The 17,404-nt window shown below is 65.3% G+C and carries 17 protein-coding genes and 1 tRNA gene; 13 read left to right on the forward strand and 5 right to left on the reverse strand.

The genetic code is table 11. The features are described 5' to 3' along the window. The first annotated feature begins 57 nt into the window (after positions 1-57). The 9 genes from AC5P53_RS04135 to AC5P53_RS04175 all read left to right on the forward strand — a co-directional run bounded on the left by AC5P53_RS04135 (position 58) and on the right by AC5P53_RS04175 (position 6,502). Positions 58-131, forward strand: a tRNA-Gly gene (locus tag AC5P53_RS04135). A 123-nt stretch (positions 132-254) separates the two neighbouring features. Continuing rightward, entirely contained in the window at positions 255-473 is a 219-nt protein-coding gene (locus tag AC5P53_RS04140) for a hypothetical protein (RefSeq protein WP_032957205.1), read from the forward strand. Positions 474-650: 177 nt separating this feature from the next. Continuing rightward, complete coding sequence (gene rimK / locus AC5P53_RS04145) at positions 651-1,529, forward strand: 30S ribosomal protein S6--L-glutamate ligase (RefSeq protein WP_005418651.1); 879 nt, start codon at positions 651-653, stop codon at positions 1,527-1,529. Between the two features lie 258 nt (positions 1,530-1,787). Further along, positions 1,788-2,267: a hypothetical protein gene (locus tag AC5P53_RS04150; RefSeq protein WP_049440385.1), complete on the forward strand. Its 480-nt coding sequence runs from the start codon at positions 1,788-1,790 to the stop codon at positions 2,265-2,267. Positions 2,268-2,362: 95 nt separating this feature from the next. Further along, complete coding sequence (locus AC5P53_RS04155) at positions 2,363-2,833, forward strand: hypothetical protein (protein ID WP_014648207.1); 471 nt, start codon at positions 2,363-2,365, stop codon at positions 2,831-2,833. Positions 2,834-2,948: 115 nt separating this feature from the next. Continuing rightward, positions 2,949-3,410: a hypothetical protein gene (locus AC5P53_RS04160; RefSeq protein WP_014648206.1), complete on the forward strand. Its 462-nt coding sequence runs from the start codon at positions 2,949-2,951 to the stop codon at positions 3,408-3,410. Positions 3,411-3,573: 163 nt separating this feature from the next. Then, a complete protein-coding gene (locus tag AC5P53_RS04165; protein ID WP_005410804.1) occupies positions 3,574-4,251 on the forward strand; it encodes a response regulator transcription factor in 678 nt (225 codons plus the stop codon). Continuing rightward, on the forward strand, positions 4,214-5,584 hold the full coding sequence (locus tag AC5P53_RS04170) for a sensor histidine kinase (protein WP_075676409.1): 1,371 nt from the start codon (positions 4,214-4,216) through the stop codon (positions 5,582-5,584). The genes AC5P53_RS04165 and AC5P53_RS04170 overlap by 38 nt, the downstream gene beginning before the upstream one ends. A gap of 531 nt (positions 5,585-6,115) precedes the next feature. Beyond that, complete coding sequence (locus AC5P53_RS04175; protein ID WP_032957214.1) at positions 6,116-6,502, forward strand: hypothetical protein; 387 nt, start codon at positions 6,116-6,118, stop codon at positions 6,500-6,502. 173 nt (positions 6,503-6,675) lie between these two features. Here the strand turns inward: AC5P53_RS04175 and coaE are convergent, their stop codons facing one another. From coaE to AC5P53_RS04190, 3 genes are read right to left on the reverse strand one after another with little or no spacing between them, the layout of a single operon-like run. Continuing rightward, positions 6,676-7,287: a dephospho-CoA kinase gene (gene coaE, locus AC5P53_RS04180; protein ID WP_241887060.1), complete on the reverse strand. Its 612-nt coding sequence runs from the start codon at positions 7,285-7,287 to the stop codon at positions 6,676-6,678. Positions 7,288-7,298: 11 nt separating this feature from the next. After that, complete coding sequence (locus AC5P53_RS04185) at positions 7,299-8,162, reverse strand: prepilin peptidase (RefSeq protein WP_005418626.1); 864 nt, start codon at positions 8,160-8,162, stop codon at positions 7,299-7,301. Positions 8,163-8,169: 7 nt separating this feature from the next. After that, complete coding sequence (locus AC5P53_RS04190) at positions 8,170-9,429, reverse strand: type II secretion system F family protein (RefSeq protein WP_119006713.1); 1,260 nt, start codon at positions 9,427-9,429, stop codon at positions 8,170-8,172. Between the two features lie 354 nt (positions 9,430-9,783). On the opposite strand from AC5P53_RS04190, the gene AC5P53_RS04195 reads away from it, so the two are divergent. The 3 genes from AC5P53_RS04195 to pilB all read left to right on the forward strand — a co-directional run bounded on the left by AC5P53_RS04195 (position 9,784) and on the right by pilB (position 12,669). Next, positions 9,784-10,191 carry a pilin gene (locus tag AC5P53_RS04195; RefSeq protein WP_241887059.1) on the forward strand — a complete coding sequence of 136 codons (408 nt, stop codon included), beginning with the start codon at positions 9,784-9,786 and terminating at the stop codon, positions 10,189-10,191. Between the two features lie 115 nt (positions 10,192-10,306). After that, complete coding sequence (locus AC5P53_RS04200; RefSeq protein WP_241887058.1) at positions 10,307-10,714, forward strand: pilin; 408 nt, start codon at positions 10,307-10,309, stop codon at positions 10,712-10,714. Positions 10,715-10,938: 224 nt separating this feature from the next. Next, positions 10,939-12,669, forward strand: coding sequence for a type IV-A pilus assembly ATPase PilB (gene pilB, locus AC5P53_RS04205; protein ID WP_014648200.1), 1,731 nt, complete (start codon positions 10,939-10,941; stop codon positions 12,667-12,669). Positions 12,670-12,781: 112 nt separating this feature from the next. Here the strand turns inward: pilB and AC5P53_RS04210 are convergent, their stop codons facing one another. Then, a complete protein-coding gene (locus AC5P53_RS04210; RefSeq protein WP_241887057.1) occupies positions 12,782-14,155 on the reverse strand; it encodes a sigma-54-dependent transcriptional regulator in 1,374 nt (457 codons plus the stop codon). 60 nt (positions 14,156-14,215) lie between these two features. After that, positions 14,216-15,829, reverse strand: coding sequence for a sensor histidine kinase (locus AC5P53_RS04215; RefSeq protein WP_014648198.1), 1,614 nt, complete (start codon positions 15,827-15,829; stop codon positions 14,216-14,218). A gap of 405 nt (positions 15,830-16,234) precedes the next feature. On the opposite strand from AC5P53_RS04215, the gene sucC reads away from it, so the two are divergent. Continuing rightward, complete coding sequence (gene sucC / locus AC5P53_RS04220) at positions 16,235-17,404, forward strand: ADP-forming succinate--CoA ligase subunit beta (protein WP_004154430.1); 1,170 nt, start codon at positions 16,235-16,237, stop codon at positions 17,402-17,404.

The raw sequence follows: 17,404 nt of genomic DNA on the forward strand, positions 1-17,404 counted from the left end.
GCGGCATGCTGCCATTGCGCAACACTGGCCCAACCGCATAGACTTTCACCGCGCACTGCGGGCGTAGCTCAATGGTAGAGCTGTAGCTTCCCAAGCTACTGACGTGGGTTCGATTCCCATCGCCCGCTCCAATCGCGCCACGCGCGTAGACAGAAGGCCGCTCATCAGCGGCCTTCTTCATTTCTGATTAGTTTCATATCCACGCCCATACGCGCCCGGTTAGCGTTGCCGCATTTCCTACACGGAAGCAGCGCATGGAAACGAAGGACGACGTCGTCGGCAGCCTTCATGAGATCTACAGGAACTCCGGTGCCGGCACCTCCCGCCAGCTGGCCGCAGTGCGCGCACTGGGTCGCGCCGGTGGGCCGAAGGCCGCGCAGCTTCTGTGGCAGATCTATGAGGGGACCTCGGCCGGATCGGTCACGCAGATGGCCTGCATCGCAGCGCTGGGTGAATCCGCGCGCGGGTTCTGAAGCGGAACCAGCCCGCATGGTGATGCGGGCCTGTGGTGTATCCGGCGACGGTTACTCTTTCGCCGGAATCGTCGCCGCAGGAGCCGGCCACTACCGGCGCAGGCGGCACGGGCCAGGCATCATCCACCCGCCACACGCCCGCGCTATGCTTCGCGCCTGCCGACCGATCCCACCGCGATGAAGCTCGCCATCCTGTCCCGCAACAGCTCCCTGTATTCCACCCGTCGGCTGGTCGAGGCGGCGCGCGCGCGCGGCCACACCGTGCGCATCCTGGACCCGTTGCGCTGCTACATGCGCATCGCCGCCGATGGCTTTTCCATGCACTACAAGGGCCGGCCAATGACCGGGGTGGACATGGTCATTCCGCGCATCGGTGCCTCGATCACCCGCTACGGCACCGCGGTGCTGCGCCAGTTCGAGCTGATGGGCGCGCGCACGCCCAATCCGTCCGACGCCATCCTGCGTTCGCGCGACAAGCTGCGCGCGCACCAGCTGCTGGCGGCCAAGGGCATCGACATGCCGGTCACCGTGTTCGGCGACAACCCCGACGACACCGTCGACCTGCTGTCCATGCTGGGCCCGCCGCCGCACGTGGTGAAGCTCAATGAAGGCACCCAGGGGCGCGGCGTGATCCTGACCGAGAAGGCCAGTGCCTCGCGCGGCATCGTCGAAGCGCTGCGCGGCCTGTACGCCAACTTCCTGATGCAGGAATTCATCGGCGAGGCCAAGGGGGCCGACCTGCGCTGCTTCGTGGTGGGCGACCAGGTGGTGGCGTCGATGCAGCGGCAGGCACCGGAGGGCGACTTCCGCTCCAACCTGCACGCCGGGGGTACCGCCGTGGCGGCCAAGGCCAGCCGTGCCGAGCAGCAGGTGGCGGTGCGTTCGGCGAAGGCGCTGGGCCTGTCGGTCTGCGGCGTGGACCTGATCCGTTCCGCGCGCGGCCCGCTGGTGCTGGAGGTCAACTCCACGCCCGGGCTGGAAGGCATCGAAGCGGCCTGCGGGGTCGACGTGGCGACACGCATCATCGAGCACGTAGAGAAGATCAAAAAACCCTGATTATCCATGGGGTTATGATTCTCACCGGCAAATGATCCGGGCCTTTAACGAGGCTTTAATCGGATCGGGCGTAGGCTTCAGCGAACCGCAGCTCTGCCTCTCAGCAGGATCGGTATCGGGATACGACTTCAGGCCCAGGCGGGTGCACCGTCTGGGCCTTTTTTATGCCTGTCGGCCCCATGCCCAAGGTCTCTTGTGGAGGCCGCGTGACGGTCGTAGAGTTGGCCCTTCGTTCCGGGATGGATCGGGAGGTTGGCGATGTACCGCATCATGATGATCGCGTTGCTGCTGGGCCTGTCTGGCGCTGTTGCCGCCAAGCCGGAGAAAGTGGCTGTACAGATGGACCGGCAGGGGTCGGTCGCCGAGCAGATGCGCCAGGTGGAGACCGCCCTGGCCGCCCCCGACTATGCCGAACTGTCCGCCGAGGATCGCGGCCAGGTGCAGCAGTCGCTGTCGCGTATCCGCCAGCACATGGGCGAACGCCAGACCGTGCAGGAGCTGCCGCCGCAGTTGCAGGCCGAGGTCTTCAACGAGCAGGAACGCATCAACACCGTGTTGGCGCGTGGCCATGAAGACAGCCGGCAGATCTGCAGGTACGAACGCACCACCGGCAGCAACATGCCCAAGAGCCGCTGCCTGACCGTGGCCGAACGGCGCCGGATCGAAGAGAAAGGCAAGGCGCTGATCAACGACCAGCGCAGCTACAACACGCTCAGCCCACCGCCCGCCGGGCGTTGACCGCACCGCCCTTCGGCCCATCGAGCGTGCTGTGACGGCGCATCGGTGGCACCGCAGGATCGATGTTCCATTCATGGAAGAACCTGGAGGTAACGATGCAGCGCATGACCCCCTTCGCCCTGATGCTGGGCCTGGCCCTGGCCACCACCGCCCACGCCAAGCCCGAGAAAGGGCAGGTGAAGTTCGACGCCAACGCACCGGTGGCCGAACAGATCCGCAACGTTGAGACGGCGATCAACAGCGAGGACTACAGCGAGATCGGGCTGGAAGACAAAAGCCGCGTGCAGCAGGCGCTGGGCCGCATCAAGATCAAGATGGGCGACCACGAACGCGTGGAGCAGGTCAGCCCGCAGGACCGCACCGAGATCTTCAACGACCAGGAAGTGATCAACACGATCATGACCCGCGCCCACGCCGACAGCCGCATGGTCTGCCGTCGTGAACGCACCACCGGCAGCAACATGCCGCAGAGTGTCTGCCTGACCGTGGCCCAGCGCCGCAAGGCGCAGGAAGACAGCCGCAAGGCGCTCAACGACAACCAGCGCTTCAACAACTACAAGCCCTGATCGCTGCCGGACCGATCGCATGCCGCCATCGGTCACCCTGCCGTGCGTCCCTTGTGGGCGCATCGGCGGAATCGTAAAGTCGAGACCCTATTCATGGACGAACATGGAGCTCGTCATGTACCGCAACACGACACTTGCCCTGATGCTGTCGCTCGGCCTGGTAGCCACCGTGCAGGCCAAGGCGCAGAAGGACACCGTGCAGATGGATGCCTTCACCCCGGTGTCCGAGCAGATCCGCCGCGTTGAAACGGCCATGGGCAGCGAGGACTACAGCGAGATCGGGCTGGAGGACAAGAGTCGCGTGCAGCAGGCACTGAACCGGATCCGGATCAAGATGAATGGCCGGGAGAAGGTGGATGAGCTGGCCCCGCAGGAGCGCAACGACCTGTTCAACGAGCAGGAGATCGTCAACACCATCATGACCCGCGCCCAGGCCGACAGCCGCATGATCTGCCGCCGCGAGCGCCTTACCGGCAGCAACATGCCGACCAGCGTCTGTCTGACCGTGGCCCAGCGTCGCAAGGCCCAGGAAGACAGCCGCCGGGCGCTGACCGACCAGCAGCGCATCAGCCGCTGACCGCTCGCCGAGGGGGCTTTTGTCGGTGTCGGCCCTTCGGTACGAAATGTTAAGAATGGAACCTGTATCGTTCAGCAGGTAGACGTCGCGTCCACCCACGCAGGGGCATCCTGAGCGGGTGGGCCTGGCCCCCCCGACGACCCTTCAAGAACCAGAGGTCCCAGTGCGCATTCTCGTAATCGAAGACAACAGCGACATCGCCGCCAACCTTGGCGACTACCTTGAGGATCGTGGCCACACCGTGGACTTCGCCGCCGACGGCGTGACCGGCCTGCACCTGGCCGTGGTCCACGAGTTCGACGCCATCGTTCTGGACCTGAACCTGCCGGGCATGGATGGCATCGAAGTGTGCCGCAAGCTGCGCAACGAAGCGCGCAAGCAGACCCCGGTGCTGATGCTGACCGCCCGCGACTCGCTGGACAACAAGCTGGCCGGTTTCGATTCCGGCGCCGATGACTACCTGATCAAGCCGTTCGCGCTGCAGGAAGTGGAAGTGCGCTTGAACGCGCTGTCGCGCCGCGGCAAGGGCGTGCAGACCCGCGTGCTGGAAACCGGCGACCTGGAATACAACCTGGACACGCTGGAAGTGCGCCGCCAGGGCAAGCTGCTGCAGCTCAACCCGACCGCGCTGAAGATCCTGCAGGCCCTGATGGAGGCCGCGCCGGCCGTGGTCACCCGCCAGGAGCTGGAAACCCGCGTCTGGGGCGAGGAGCTGCCCGACTCGGATTCGCTGCGTGTCCACATCCACGGCCTGCGTGCGGTGGTCGACAAACCGTTTGAAGTGCCGCTGATCCAGACCCGCCATGGCATCGGATACCGCATCGCCACCCCGGAAGCCTGATTCCGTGGCAACCAAGGGGGAGCGCCGGCGTTCGCCGTATCGCCGGCGCCTGCGCAGCCGCATCATCGTCTCGTTCGTGTTGTTGGGCTTCTGCCTGACGACACTGTTCGCGTTTGCCACCAACTGGGCCCGCATGCGCGTGGAAAACCAGCTGGTGGAAGACGTGATGAACCGCAACATCAACGAGTACGTGCGGCGGTTCTACGAGAGCCCGGATCGCAACCCCGACCTGCCCGTGCAGCAGATGCGTGCGCGCCTCGTCAAGCCCGACAAGTTCGATGCGCTGCGTGAGGAAGAACCTGATTGGGCAGCGTTGCCCGACGGCAACCACAATATCTCGGGCACCGACGAACGTGGGCAGCCTTACGCCTACAAGCTGGCCGTGCGCAAGACGCCGGACGCCTGGGCGTTCCTGGCCTATGACATGACCGACAGCGTGCGCGGTGGGCAGCAGCTCAACCGCGCGCTGGTGCTGTCGGTGCTGGTGTTCAGCCTGTTGTCGCTGGTGCTGGGCTGGTGGTCGGCATCGAAGGTGATGAAGCCGGTCTCGGACCTGGCCGCGCGGCTGCGTGCCTATCGCGGCGGCACCAGTGATCCCGAGCCGCTGGCGCCGCGTTTCCCCGATGACGAAGTGGGGCAGCTGGCGCAGGCGCTGGATGATTATTCGTCGCGACTGACCGAAGTGGTGCAGCGCGACCGCGAGTTCAATGCCGACGTCAGCCACGAACTGCGCACGCCGCTGGCGGTGATCCGTGGCGCCACCGAACTGCTGCTGACCCGGCCCGGCCTGGATGAGAAGGTGCTGCAGCGGCTACAGCGCATCCAACGCGCCGAACAGCAGTGCAGCGACCTGATCGGCGCGCTGCTGCTGCTGTCGCGCAACGAGCGCGGGCAGGGCACCAGCAACGTCGCGCGCGTGGCCGAACAGCTGCTGGACGCCCACCGCGCCCAGCTGGGTGGCAAGCCGCTGGAGCTGGCGCTGGAAGGCGAGCGCAACCTGGTGATCGATGCGCCGGAGGCGGCCTTGTCGGTGGCGCTGGGCAACCTGATCGGCAATGCGGTGAAGTACTCGCAGGATGGCGAGGTGCGCGTCTTTGTCGGCAGCAATTCAGTGTCGGTGACTGACAGCGGCCCGGGCCTGAGCGAAGAAGACGCCGCCAAGCTGTTCCAGCGCGGCTATCGCGGCACCCATGCCGGCCATTCGCAGGGCGGTGGCATCGGCCTGTCGATCGTCAGCCGCCTGTGCGATCTGTACGGCTGGCAGGTCAGCGTGCGCCCCGGTGGCGAGCGCGGCGTGATCGCCACGCTGACGTTCTCGCCGAAGCCGTTGTAAGGGCCCCTGCCTGGGTGGGTGCTCCACTTGTAGAGCCGAGCCTGCGCTCGGCTGCCGTGGCTTCCCGAAGCCGAGCATAGGCTCGGCTCCACAGCGGGTTCGTGTCGCGCCCTCTGTCGCTTGTGCCACCGAATTCCCCTCGCAGGAAGGATGGGCCAGAAGCCCAACACGACATCACCGTGACCGTTGCCACGTAGCGCGCGTGTCCGCATGCACGCATTCGTACACCCAACAGCGGCTTGAGAATTTCCTTACAGATCACAGCGCTGCGTGATGGCCAGATGGGGCGGCCGGGGCAGGTGCCCTGGCCGGGATTGGCGTCCTGAAAAAAACCAACATTCAGCTCTCTTCGACGGCCCCTCGGCCAGTCGTTGAAAATGCACCGCGTGCCTTGCTTCGGCGGGCGGTGCGTGGGGATTCATCAGAATCCGCTGGAGTATTTTTGCTGAATGTCGGATCTCCGGTACGCCAACCCGCACCGTCCGCCACCTCGCATCCGCAGGTGGCTCGTCGTCTGCGAGGAGATTCACCATGTCCGCACGCCCCGTGTTCCCTCAACTGCACGCCCTGATCGGCGAAGCCGCTGACCTGCTGCCGGCCGACGTCGCCGCGCGCATCGAAACCCTGCTCGATGATCCGAAAGATCTGCTGCCTGCGTTGCTTGCCCGCATGGACGGCCGCGATGCCGCCGACGGCCGGCGACTGGAAGCGCAGGGCCTCAGCCCTGCCCAGGCGGCCACCATGGCCGGTCTCAGCCGCACCCTGGCCGGCTTGAATGCACTCATGCAGGTGCTGCACGCCGCCGAAGCCGCCCGCGAACAGGGCGGTGCCCACCAGCAGCTGAGCCCGGATGTCGTCGACGGATTGCTGCTCGGCGCCCGCGAACTGGCCCGCTACGCCCGCCTGCAGCTGGAATAGGTCCACGCCACGCGTGAATGCAGAACGCTTTGTAGAGCCGAGCCCATGCTCGGCTTGATGATCGCCGCCGAGCATGGGCTCGGCTCTACAGCAGTTCCACGCTGGCGCCGGGTAGATCGCCGCCATGTGTGGATTGGCTTCGGTAGTGCCGGCCGCTGGCCGGCAACCAAGCCTCAACCCCCAGCCAGCCCCAGATACCGCTCATGCAGCGCTTCCACCTGCGCCTGCAGCTCTTCCGGGTGACCATCGTTGACCACTACATCATCGGCCAGTGCCAACCGCTGCGCGCGGCTGGCCTGGGCGGCGATCATCTTGTCGGCCAGCGCGGCGTCGATGCCGTCGCGCTGCATCAGCCGGGCGTGCTGCACGGCTTCGGGCGCATCCACCAGCAATACCCGGTCCAACCACGGGTAGGCCTGCCGCCCACCGACCTCAGTCAGCAACGGAATGGCGGCAATCGCATAGGGGCTGGCGGCCTGCTCGCACTGCTGTTGCATCAGCAGACGGATGGCCGGGTGGGTGATCGCTTCCAGCGCCGCCCGTTCGGTCGGGTCGGCGAACACGTGGGCCCGCAGGCGTACCCGATCCAGGCTACCGTCCGCCTGCAGCATGCCGGCGCCGAAGCGCTCGGCGATACGGTCCAGGGCCGGGCTGCCGGCGGCAACCACCGCGCGGGCGGCCAGATCGGCGTCGGCCACCACGATGCCCAGCGCCTCGAAGCGCCGGGTCACCTCGCTCTTGCCGGCGGCAATGCCGCCGGTCAGGCCAACCACATAGCGGCTCATGGGGATTCCCCTCAGCGCAGTCCGCTCAACACCAGGTACTGCTCCACCACGGGCGCGCCCCACATGAAGTACAGCCAGCCCGCGATGGCCAGGTAGGGGCCGAACGGGATCGGCGTGGCGCGGTCACGGCCCCGGGTGTACAGCCAGATCGAGCCGATGATGGCGCCCAGCACCGACGACAGCAGGATGATCGGCAGGATGCCCTTCAGCCCGCACCAGGCGCCGAGGGCGGCCAGCAGCTTGAAATCGCCGTGGCCCATGCCTTCCTTGCCGGTCAGCTGCTTGAACAGCCACCAGACCATCCACAGCGACAGATAGCCCACTGCCGCGCCGACCAAGGCAGGCTTGGCCGGCATGTACAGGTTGTCGATGTTGCCTATCAGGCCCAGCCACATCAGTGGCAGGGTCAATTGGTCGGGCAGCAGCTGGGTGCGCAGGTCGATGCCGGACAAGGCGATCAGGAAGCAGGTCAGCACAATGGCGCCGAAGCCCTGCCAGCCGAAGCCGAACTGCCAGACGCAGGCCAGCACCAGCACCGAGGTCAGGGCCTCGACCAGCGGGTACTGCAGCGAGATCGGCGCCTTGCAGTGGCGGCACTTGCCGCCCTGGATGATCCAGCTGAACAGCGGGATGTTCTCGTACCAGCTCAGCTTGTGCTTGCAGTGCGGGCAGTGCGAGGGCTCGACCACGATCCCCGGTGGCGGGGGCTCGTAGAAGTCCGGTTCTTCCAGAACCTCGCGCGCATCGCGCTTCCACTGCCACTCCAGCCGCTTCGGCAGGCGCAGGATGACGACGTTGAGGAAACTGCCCAGCAGCAGCCCCAGGGCGGCCGCGGCGGGGTAGCCGAGGCCGGGATGCTGGTCGAGAAATGCCATGTAGTGATTATCCGACGACGGAAGCGAGCTTGAAGATCGGCAGGTACATGCCGATGACCATGCCGCCGACGATGGTACCAATGATCACCATGATGATCGGTTCCAGCAGGCTGCTCAGGGCGTCAACGGCATTGTTGACCTCCTGCTCATAGTACTCGGCCACCTTGAACAGCATGGCGTCCAGGGCGCCCGCCTCTTCACCGATGCCGGTCATCTGGATGACCATGTGCGGGAACAGGGCGGTCTGTTTCATGGCCATGTTGACCGGGTAGCCGACCGACACGTCGTCGCGCATCCGCAATACGGCATGCTCGTAAACCGTATTGCCGGTGGCGCCGGCCACGATGCCCAGGGCCTCCACCAAAGGCACGCCGGCCTTGAAGGTGACGGCGGTGGTACGGGCAAAGCGGGCGATCGAGCTGTTGTGCATGATCTGCCCGATGACGGGCAGCTTCAGGACCAGCCGATCTATGCTGTGCTGCATCTTCGGCGACCGTTTATAGGCGGCAATGAAGCCGACGATCGAACCGATGATGACCAACAGGATCAGCCACCACCACGAGACCATGAACCTCGACATGTTCACGATCATCTGGGTAAAGGCGGGCAGGTCCGCGCCGAATCCCTTGAACACGTCCTCGAACTGCGGCACGACCCAGACCAGCAGGATGCCACTGACCAGCAGAGCAACCGCCAGCACCATGGCGGGATAGAACATCGCCTTCTTGATCTTGCCCTTCAGGGCTTCGATGTTCTCTTTGTAGTTGGCGACAGTGTCCAGCACCGTCTCGAGGACGCCAGCGCCTTCACCAGCCCGTACAAGGTTGCGGTAGAGCTCGTCGAACTGCACCGGATATTTGCTGATGGCCTCATAGAGTGACGAGCCGCCTTCAATATCGGTACGCAGGCCATCCACCATCTTCTTCATGCGTGGGTTCTTGTGCCCGTTCGCAATGATGTCCAGCGATCCCACAATGGGTACGCCCGACTTCATCATGGTGGCCATCTGCCGGCTGAAGAAGGCGATTTCCTTCGGCGTGATCTTGCTGCCTGCAGCGCCGAACAGCGGCTTAGGCTTCGGCTTTACTGTGCCTGGGGTGATGCCTTGACGACGTAGCTCTGCTCTCAGCAGATTCGCGTTCTTCGCGGTCTGCTCACCCTTCATCTTCACGCCCCGCTTGTCGGTCCCCTCCCAGACAAACGGCTGCAGTTCCGTGGTGCTGCGCGCCACGGGCTCCTTCTTGATCGCACTGCGACTGACAGACATATCGGCTCCCCAAGACCCGCCATCCCCAGGCGGGCGTCTAGCCGTTGATGGTAGCGGGTTCATGCCCGTCTGGGCAGTTGCCAAGGGGCCCATGATGCGAATTCGTGCCGGGTGCCGACCAAAGGTGACGCACTGCGTCACATTGCCGCGTCCATCGCAGATTCGCATGCGGGGGGTTCCCATCCGTGAAATAGCTGCCATCATGGGCGCGGGGAAATCCAGGGGGAGGCGTGCCGGGGTTGGCACGCAACCTGCGTTGATCCACCCGCAGGGGGCAGGACCCGCTCAGCTGGCCGCCGGCCAGACCGATCCTGTGCTCTGAAATCAACCACCACTATCTTGGGGATGTACCAAATGAAGAACCAGAAGGGCTTCACCCTTATCGAACTGATGATCGTCGTCGCGATCATCGCCATCCTGGCCGCCATCGCCCTGCCGATGTACCAGGACTACGTGGCCAAGTCGCAGGCTACTGCTGGTCTGGCGGAAATCACCCCGGGCAAGACCCAGGCAGAAGTGCTGCTGAATGAAGGCAAGGCCTTCGACAAGTCCGCGGCGCAGATTGGCCTGAAGAACTCGGATCGCTGCGCGATTTCGGTTGACGGCGATGCGACCGCTGGCACCGCATCGATCACCTGCAAGCTGTCGGGTAATTCCAAGGTTGCCAAGGGCTCGCTGGCTCTGACTCGTGCAGCAGATGGTACCTGGGCTTGCACCGCGACCGATCTGGACGCTAAGTACATTCCGGGCGGCTGCAAGTAATAGCTAGCAGCGGTTATGGCAAAAGGCCCCGTATATCGGGGCCTTTTGTTTAATGGGTAATGAAATGCATAGGGGCAGACATCTCGTGAACAAGTCTCTCATTGGGGAGGGGGGCATGAAGCGAAGCAATGGCTTTACGTTGATTGAGCTGATGATTGTCATCGCAATCATCGCAATCCTCGCTGCGGTCTCCATTCCGATCTATATGAACTATGTGTCGCGGGCGCAATTGGCCGCCGCGCTTTCCGACATACGCCCAGGTAAAACCACGTTTGAAGCGGTGGCACAAGACAGCAGGAACGCTGCTGACGTTACTGCTGCATACATTGGATTGAAGGCGACGGAACGTTGCTCCAAAGTAAAGGCCGAGCTTACTGATGCCGGGGTAGGGAGCATCGTTTGCACAGTGAGTGGAGGCGGAGCAGTACAAGGCAAAGACCTCATCCTCCGCCGCGCAGCCGACGGCATCTGGACCTGCGATGGCAGCGCCTTCGAAGCGCGCTATCGCCCAACCGGCTGTTGATCACACTTCGGCCTGCCAATGGGATGTTGGCGGGCCGTTGACGGGGCTATCATCCCCGGGGGAGTCAGGATCGTGCCTGCCGGGCTGGGAGTGCCGGGCGAGGCAGTCATGCTGAAGGATTGGCATCGTCGTCGGCCATCGGGTCGCGTCAGGTTCTGCTGCCCTGTGCGGTGCCTCTGGAAGGCGCGCCGCACTGCCTGACCCATGATGAGCCAAGGATCCATATGAACGCCGTAACCACCGCCAATCTCGTCGGCATCACCGGCCTGGCCCGTCGCCTGGTCCAGGATGGTGCGCTGGACGAGGCTTCCGCCCGCGACGCCATGGCCAAGGCCGCTGCGGCCCGGCAGCCGCTGCCGACCTGGTTCGCGCAGAACAAGGTGGTCGGGGCGGCCCAGTTGGCGGCGGCCAATGCGGTCGAGTTCGGCATGCCGCTGTTCGACGTGTCCACGTTCGACGCCAGCCAGAACGCGATGAGCCTGGTCAGCGAGGAGCTGCTGCGCAAGCACAACGTGCTGCCGCTGTTCAAGCGCGGCGGCAAGCTGTTCGTGGGTACCAGCAATCCGACCCATTCGCTGGACGAGATCAAGTTCCACACCAATCTGGTGGTGGAGCCGATCCTGGTGGATGAAGACCAGATCCGCCGCACGCTCGAGCAGTGGCATGCCAGCCATGACACGCTGGGCGACGCGCTGGGCGGTGACGACGATGGCATGGGCAACCTGGATGTTGCGGCCGGAGACGAGGATCTCGGCGCCGGTGGCGACTCCGGCATCGATGCCAAGGGTGATGACACCCCGGTGGTGAAGTTCGTCAACAAGGTACTGGTGGACGCGATCCGCAAGGGCGCCTCGGACATCCACTTCGAGCCCTATGAAGACGACTATCGCGTGCGCCTGCGCATCGATGGCCTGCTGAAGATGGTGGCGCGCGCGCCGGTGAAGCTGAACCAGCGCATCGCCGCGCGCCTGAAGGTGATGGCGCAGCTGGACATCGCCGAGAAGCGCGTGCCGCAGGACGGACGCATCAAGCTCAACCTCTCCAAGACCAAGCAGATCGACTTCCGCGTTAGCACGCTGCCGACCCTGTTCGGCGAGAAGGTGGTGCTGCGTATCCTGGACGGCAGCGCGGCCAAGCTGGGCATCGACAAGCTGGGTTACGAGCCGGACCAGCAGAAGCTGTTCCTGGACGCCATCCACAAGCCCTACGGCATGGTGCTGGTGACCGGCCCGACCGGTTCGGGCAAGACGGTGTCGCTGTATACCGCGCTGGGCATCCTCAACGACGAGACGCGCAACATCTCCACCGCCGAAGACCCGGTGGAAATCCGCCTGCCCGGCGTCAACCAGGTGCAGCAGAACAACAAGCGCGGCATGACCTTCGCCGCGGCACTGCGCTCGTTCCTGCGACAGGATCCGGACATCATCATGGTCGGCGAAATCCGCGACCTGGAGACGGCCGAGATCGCGATCAAGGCGGCGCAGACCGGCCACATGGTGCTGTCCACGCTGCACACCAACGATGCACCGCAGACCATCGCGCGCCTGATGAACATGGGCATCGCGCCGTACAACATCACCAGCTCGGTGACGCTGGTGATCGCCCAGCGCCTGGCGCGCCGGTTGTGCAACAACTGCAAGCGCCCGGCCAACCTGCCCGAACATGCGTTGCTGGCCGAGGGCTTTACCCAGGCGCAGCTGGATGCGGGTATCGAGCTGTACGAGGCGGTCGGCTGTGACGAGTGCACCGAGGGGTACAAGGGCCGCACCGGTATCTACCAGGTGATGCCGATGACCGACGAGATCGCCACGATCGTGCTGGCCGGTGGCAATGCGTTGCAGATTGCCGAGGCCGCACAGCAGATCGGGGTGAACGATCTGCGCCAGTCGGCGTTGAAGAAGGCGGCGGCGGGTGTCACCAGCCTGGCCGAGATCAACCGCGTTACCAAGGATTGAGGTAGAGCCGAGCCTATGCTCGGCTGATGGTTCGAAGAGCAGCCGAGCGTGGGCTCGGCTCTACAGTAGATCTGCGTCGTGCGTGGATGGGGTGGCCCGCGTCGGGCCCCCCTTACTCCATCCCCAGCTTTTTCAGCTTGTAGCGCAGCGCGCGGAAGGTGATGCCCAGCTGCGCGGCGGTGCGGGTCTTGTTCCAGCGGTTCTCTTCCAGCGCGCGCTGGATGGCGCTGCGCTCGAGCTGTTCGATGTACGAGGGCAGGGCGGCGCTGCCGGGCTGCAGGTCCACCACGGCTTCGGCGTGCGCTGTGCTGCCGGGCGTGCGCGGGGCATGCTGCGGCAGGCGCAGGTCGTCGGCGCCGATGCGGTCTTCTTCGGCCAGGGCCAGCGCGCGTTCCAGGATGTTCTCCAGTTCGCGCACGTTGCCGGGGAAGGCGTACTGGGCCAGTGCGTCCAGCGCCGACGGCGCCAGCAACGGCGTCGGGCGGCCATGGCTGCGGGCCAGTCGTGCCAGTACCGATGCGGCCAGTTCCGGCAGGTCCTGGCGACGCTCGCGCAGCGGCGGCACCCTCAGTTCGATCACGTTGATGCGGTAGTAGAGGTCGTGGCGGAAGCGCCCGTCCTCGACCAACTCGGCCAGGTCCTTGTGGGTGGCCGAGAGGATGCGCACGTCCACCGGCTCCTCGGTGGCAGCGCCGACCGCGCGAACTGACTTCTCCTGGATCGCGCGCAGCAGCTTCACCTGCATCTGCAGTGGCAGCTCGGCCACTTCGTCGAGGAACAGGGTGCCCCCATGCGCGGCCTGGAACAGCCCGGGCTTGTCGGCGTGGGCGCCGCTGAAGCTGCCCTTGCGGTGGCCGAAGAATTCGCTTTCCATCAGCTCGCCGGGAATGGCGCCGCAGTTGACCGGCACGAACGGGCCGGCCGCGCGGGCGCCCTGGGCGTGGATGGTGCGTGCGACCAGCTCCTTGCCCACGCCGGATTCGCCGAGGATGTAGACCGGCGCCTGGCTGCGCGCGACCTTGCCGATGGTGGTACGCAGCACGTCCATGGCCGGCGAATCGCCGAGCAGGCGTGCGCCCTGTTCGGCGGCGGGGCCGGGTGCAGGGCGCTCGGTGTTGTTCAGTTCCAGCGCGTGCTTGACCAGGCCGCGCAGCACGGCGATATCCACCGGCTTGCTGACGAAGTCGAAGGCGCCGGCCTTCAGCGCTTCCACGGCCAGGTCCATGCTGCCGAAGGCGGTGATCATCGCCACTGGCGTGCGCGGGTAGTGCTGCGCGATCTCGCTGACCAGCTCGATGCCATTGCCGTCCGGCAGGCGCATGTCGGTGATGCACAGGTCGTACGGATTGCTGGCCAGCAGTTCGCGCGCTTCTGCAAGGTTGGCTGCCGTACTGATGCGCAGCCCCATGCGGCCGAGCGTCAGTACCAGCAGTTCGCGGATGTCGCGTTCGTCGTCGACGACGAGGGCGCTGCGGGTTTCGTTCATGGGCGTGAAAGATAAACGAGGGGGCTGGAAGCGACAAATGTTTGACGCACGGAATCGAGATCAGGTGGGCAACAGCGTATGCGGGCCGGGCAGCACCAGGCGGAAGCAGGAGCCTCCAGCGGGAACCGGGATGTAGTCCAGCCGCGCCTGGTTGGCCCGGCACAGCTCGCGGGCGATATACAGGCCCAGCCCGGTGCCATGCTCGGACGTGGTGAAGAACGGCCGGAACAACTGTGCGGCCACACTCTCGGGAATACCGGGGCCACGGTCCATCACGTCGATGACCGCACTGCGCTCGTGCTGCGCCACGCGCAGGCGCACCCGCGCCGGCTGCTGGCCGATGCGGCCATATTTGAGCGCGTTGTGCACCAGTACGGTCAGCACCTGGTAGAGGTGCTTGGTGTCGACCTGGGCCAGCACCGAGGTGTCGTTGATGATCGGCTCGATGCTGTCGGTCTCCAGCGTCTGGCCCTGCTTGTACTCCAGCACGAAGCGGCGCACGAAGGCGGCCAGGTCGACGTTCTCCGGCGTGGCGCGCTCGCGCCGGGCCAGGCCCAGCACGCTTTCGACGATGCCGTTGGTGCGCTGGCACTGCTGGCGGATGATCTGCAGCAGGCGGCGGTCGCTTTCGTTGAAGCCGGTGCCTTCTTCCAGCAGCTGCACCGCGTAGTTGATCGCGGCCAGTGGGTTGCGGATCTCGTGGGCGAGGCTGGCCGAGAAGCGGCCCATCGCCGACAGGGTGAGCGATTCGGCGCGGCGCGAGACCACGCTGGAGTCGTCCAGGAACACCAGGGCCAGGTCGCTGCCGGCCAGCAGGCGGGCAAAGCGCGGCTGCACTTCGGGCTGGTCGGGGTTGAGCTGCAGCGGTAGTTCGTCCTGCGCCCAGCCATTGCGCCAGCGCTGCAGGCGACGGGCGAGTTCCGGGGCGGCGCTGGCCAGGTCCAGGCGGCCGCTTTCGCCGCTGCCATCACTGTCACCGAGCAGCATCGAGGCGGCCTCGTTGGCCAGGGTGACGCGGTTGTCGGCGTCGACCACCAGCACGCCGGTACGCATGCGGCGGATGATCAGCTCGTTGATCTGGAACAGGTTGGCCACTTCATCGCCGCGCTGGTTGGCCAGCTGCTGGTTGCGGCGCGCGCGGCTGCCGACCTGGTAACTGATGAAGGCCAGTGCCAGGTAGCTGGTGGCGAACATGGCCAGTTCGGCCAGGGTACGGGTGGGGTCGCCGCCTTCCAGCAGCTTCCAGGTGTACTCCACGCCGGTGGCGAGGCTGGCGGCCAGGGCCAGGCCCAGCCCCAGGCTGAGCGGCAGCAGGGTGGCGGCGGCGGCGATGTTGAACAGCAGCGACATCGAGATGCCGGCGCTGGCACCGGGCAGGGCATGCGACAACAGGGTGGCGGCGACGATATCCACCAGCACGCCGCTGACCACGATCGGGCGCAGCCAGCGTTCGTTGCGGCCGATCACCAGGGCCAGCAGGGACAGCACCAGGTAGATGGCGGCGACGGTGTCGGCCAGCCGCGGGTGGTGGGCTTCGCCGACCATGGCCGACAGCGGGCTGTAGAGCAGGGCGGCGATGACCGAGGCGATCAGCACCCGGTACAGCGCGAAGAAATACAGCTCACGCCGCGGAATCGATTCGATGCGGTCGATCAATGAAGCACTGGGTGACACGCCGGAACTCCCCTTCTGGCTGCCTGGGTCTGGACGCTGCGGCGGGCCTGCCTGGCGTCCCCTGAGGCCGGGCGGGCACGTCGCTTCGATGTGGCCTGCGGTGGAAGCAGCAGGGCAAGCCCGACTCTACACACCTTGGTCGGCCAGTATAGGGCCCCAGGCAGGGCGCCGCCGGAGCCGCCCGGATCGCGCATTTGGCCCGGGATGGATACCGGTGGCCAGTGGGCCGCCGGGCGCAACTGCCTGAATGACCGCGGAAATCTGGCCGGGTCTGGCGTTTTGTACAGACTTCTTTGCGCCCCGGCGCCGGCTCGGCCACAATAGTGGGCCCGCCGCGGTCCATGCCGGCGCCCCGCCGGGGCCCTGAGGAATTGCGTGCGGTCGTTCCTATTCCCACGGTGACGCATGAATTTCCACGAATACCAGTCAAAACAACTGCTTGCCGAGTACGGCATCCCGGTCCCGGCCGGCAAGGTCGCTGCGACCCCGGACGAAGCGGTTGCCGCTGCCAACTCCCTGGGCCAGGGCCCCTGGATGGTCAAGGCGCAGATCCACGCTGGCGGCCGCGGCAAGGCTGGCGGCGTCAAGTTCTGCAAGACCACCGACGACGTGAAGGCCGCTGCGGCCAAGATGCTCGGCACCAAGATGGCCACCTACCAGACCGCAGGCGTTGAACTGCCGGTCAACCTGGTGCTGGTGACCACCGCCGGCGAGATCGTCAAGGAACTGTACCTGTCGGTGCTGGTCGACCGTGGCACCAAGACCATCACCTACATCGCCTCTTCGGAAGGCGGCGTGGAAATCGAGCAGGTCGCTGCTGAAACCCCGGAGCTGATCCACTCGCTGAACGTCGACTTCGTCGAAGGCGTGCAGGGTTACCACGGCCGTGATTTCGGCTTCAAGCTGGGCCTGACCGCCAAGCAGGCCGGCCAGTTCGCCAGCATCATGGTGAACCTGTACCGCCTGTTCAACGAAAAGGACCTGGCCCTGGTTGAAATCAACCCGCTGGCCATCCTGGACGACGGCAACCTGTACGCGCTGGACGGCAAGTTCGACAGCGACGACAACGCCGCGTTCCGCCAGAAGGCCCTGGTCGCCATGCGCGACAAGACTCAGGAAGATCCGACCGAAGTGATCGCTTCGGAGCTGGACATCAACTACGTCACCATGGACGGCAACATCGGCTGCATGGTGAACGGCGCCGGCCTGGCCATGGCCACCATGGACGTCATCAAGCTCAACGGCGGCGAGCCGGCGAACTTCCTGGACGTGGGCGGCGGTGCCAACAAGCAGCGCGTCATCGAGGCGTTCAAGCTGATCCTGTCCTCGGACAAGGTTGAAGGCATCTTCGTCAACATCTTCGGCGGCATCGTCCGCTGCGACATGATTGCCGAAGGCATCATCGCCGCCGTGAAGGAAGTGGGCGTCAAGGTTCCGGTCGTGGTGCGCCTGGAAGGCACCAACGTGGAAGAAGGCAAGCAGCTGCTGCGCGACAGCGGCATGGCCATCATCCCGGCTGACAACATCAACGATGGCGCCAAGAAGATCGTTGAAGCTGTCAAGAACGCTGCCTGA

It is taken from the genome of Stenotrophomonas sp. YJH_SMC_82 (genome assembly GCF_059368875.1).

Coding starts and splice junctions, on each gene's coding strand:
- AC5P53_RS04140 (WP_032957205.1), top strand. CDS start 255: ATGGAAACGAAGGACGACGTCGTCGGCAGCCTTCATGAGATCTACAGG.
- rimK (WP_005418651.1), top strand. CDS start 651: ATGAAGCTCGCCATCCTGTCCCGCAACAGCTCCCTGTATTCCACCCGT.
- AC5P53_RS04150 (WP_049440385.1), top strand. CDS start 1,788: ATGTACCGCATCATGATGATCGCGTTGCTGCTGGGCCTGTCTGGCGCT.
- AC5P53_RS04155 (WP_014648207.1), top strand. CDS start 2,363: ATGCAGCGCATGACCCCCTTCGCCCTGATGCTGGGCCTGGCCCTGGCC.
- AC5P53_RS04160 (WP_014648206.1), top strand. CDS start 2,949: ATGTACCGCAACACGACACTTGCCCTGATGCTGTCGCTCGGCCTGGTA.
- AC5P53_RS04170 (WP_075676409.1), top strand. CDS start 4,214: ATGGCATCGGATACCGCATCGCCACCCCGGAAGCCTGATTCCGTGGCA.
- AC5P53_RS04175 (WP_032957214.1), top strand. CDS start 6,116: ATGTCCGCACGCCCCGTGTTCCCTCAACTGCACGCCCTGATCGGCGAA.
- coaE (WP_241887060.1), bottom strand. CDS start 7,287: ATGAGCCGCTATGTGGTTGGCCTGACCGGCGGCATTGCCGCCGGCAAG.
- AC5P53_RS04185 (WP_005418626.1), bottom strand. CDS start 8,162: ATGGCATTTCTCGACCAGCATCCCGGCCTCGGCTACCCCGCCGCGGCC.
- AC5P53_RS04190 (WP_119006713.1), bottom strand. CDS start 9,429: ATGTCTGTCAGTCGCAGTGCGATCAAGAAGGAGCCCGTGGCGCGCAGC.
- AC5P53_RS04195 (WP_241887059.1), top strand. CDS start 9,784: ATGAAGAACCAGAAGGGCTTCACCCTTATCGAACTGATGATCGTCGTC.
- AC5P53_RS04200 (WP_241887058.1), top strand. CDS start 10,307: ATGAAGCGAAGCAATGGCTTTACGTTGATTGAGCTGATGATTGTCATC.
- pilB (WP_014648200.1), top strand. CDS start 10,939: ATGAACGCCGTAACCACCGCCAATCTCGTCGGCATCACCGGCCTGGCC.
- AC5P53_RS04210 (WP_241887057.1), bottom strand. CDS start 14,155: ATGAACGAAACCCGCAGCGCCCTCGTCGTCGACGACGAACGCGACATC.
- sucC (WP_004154430.1), top strand. CDS start 16,235: ATGAATTTCCACGAATACCAGTCAAAACAACTGCTTGCCGAGTACGGC.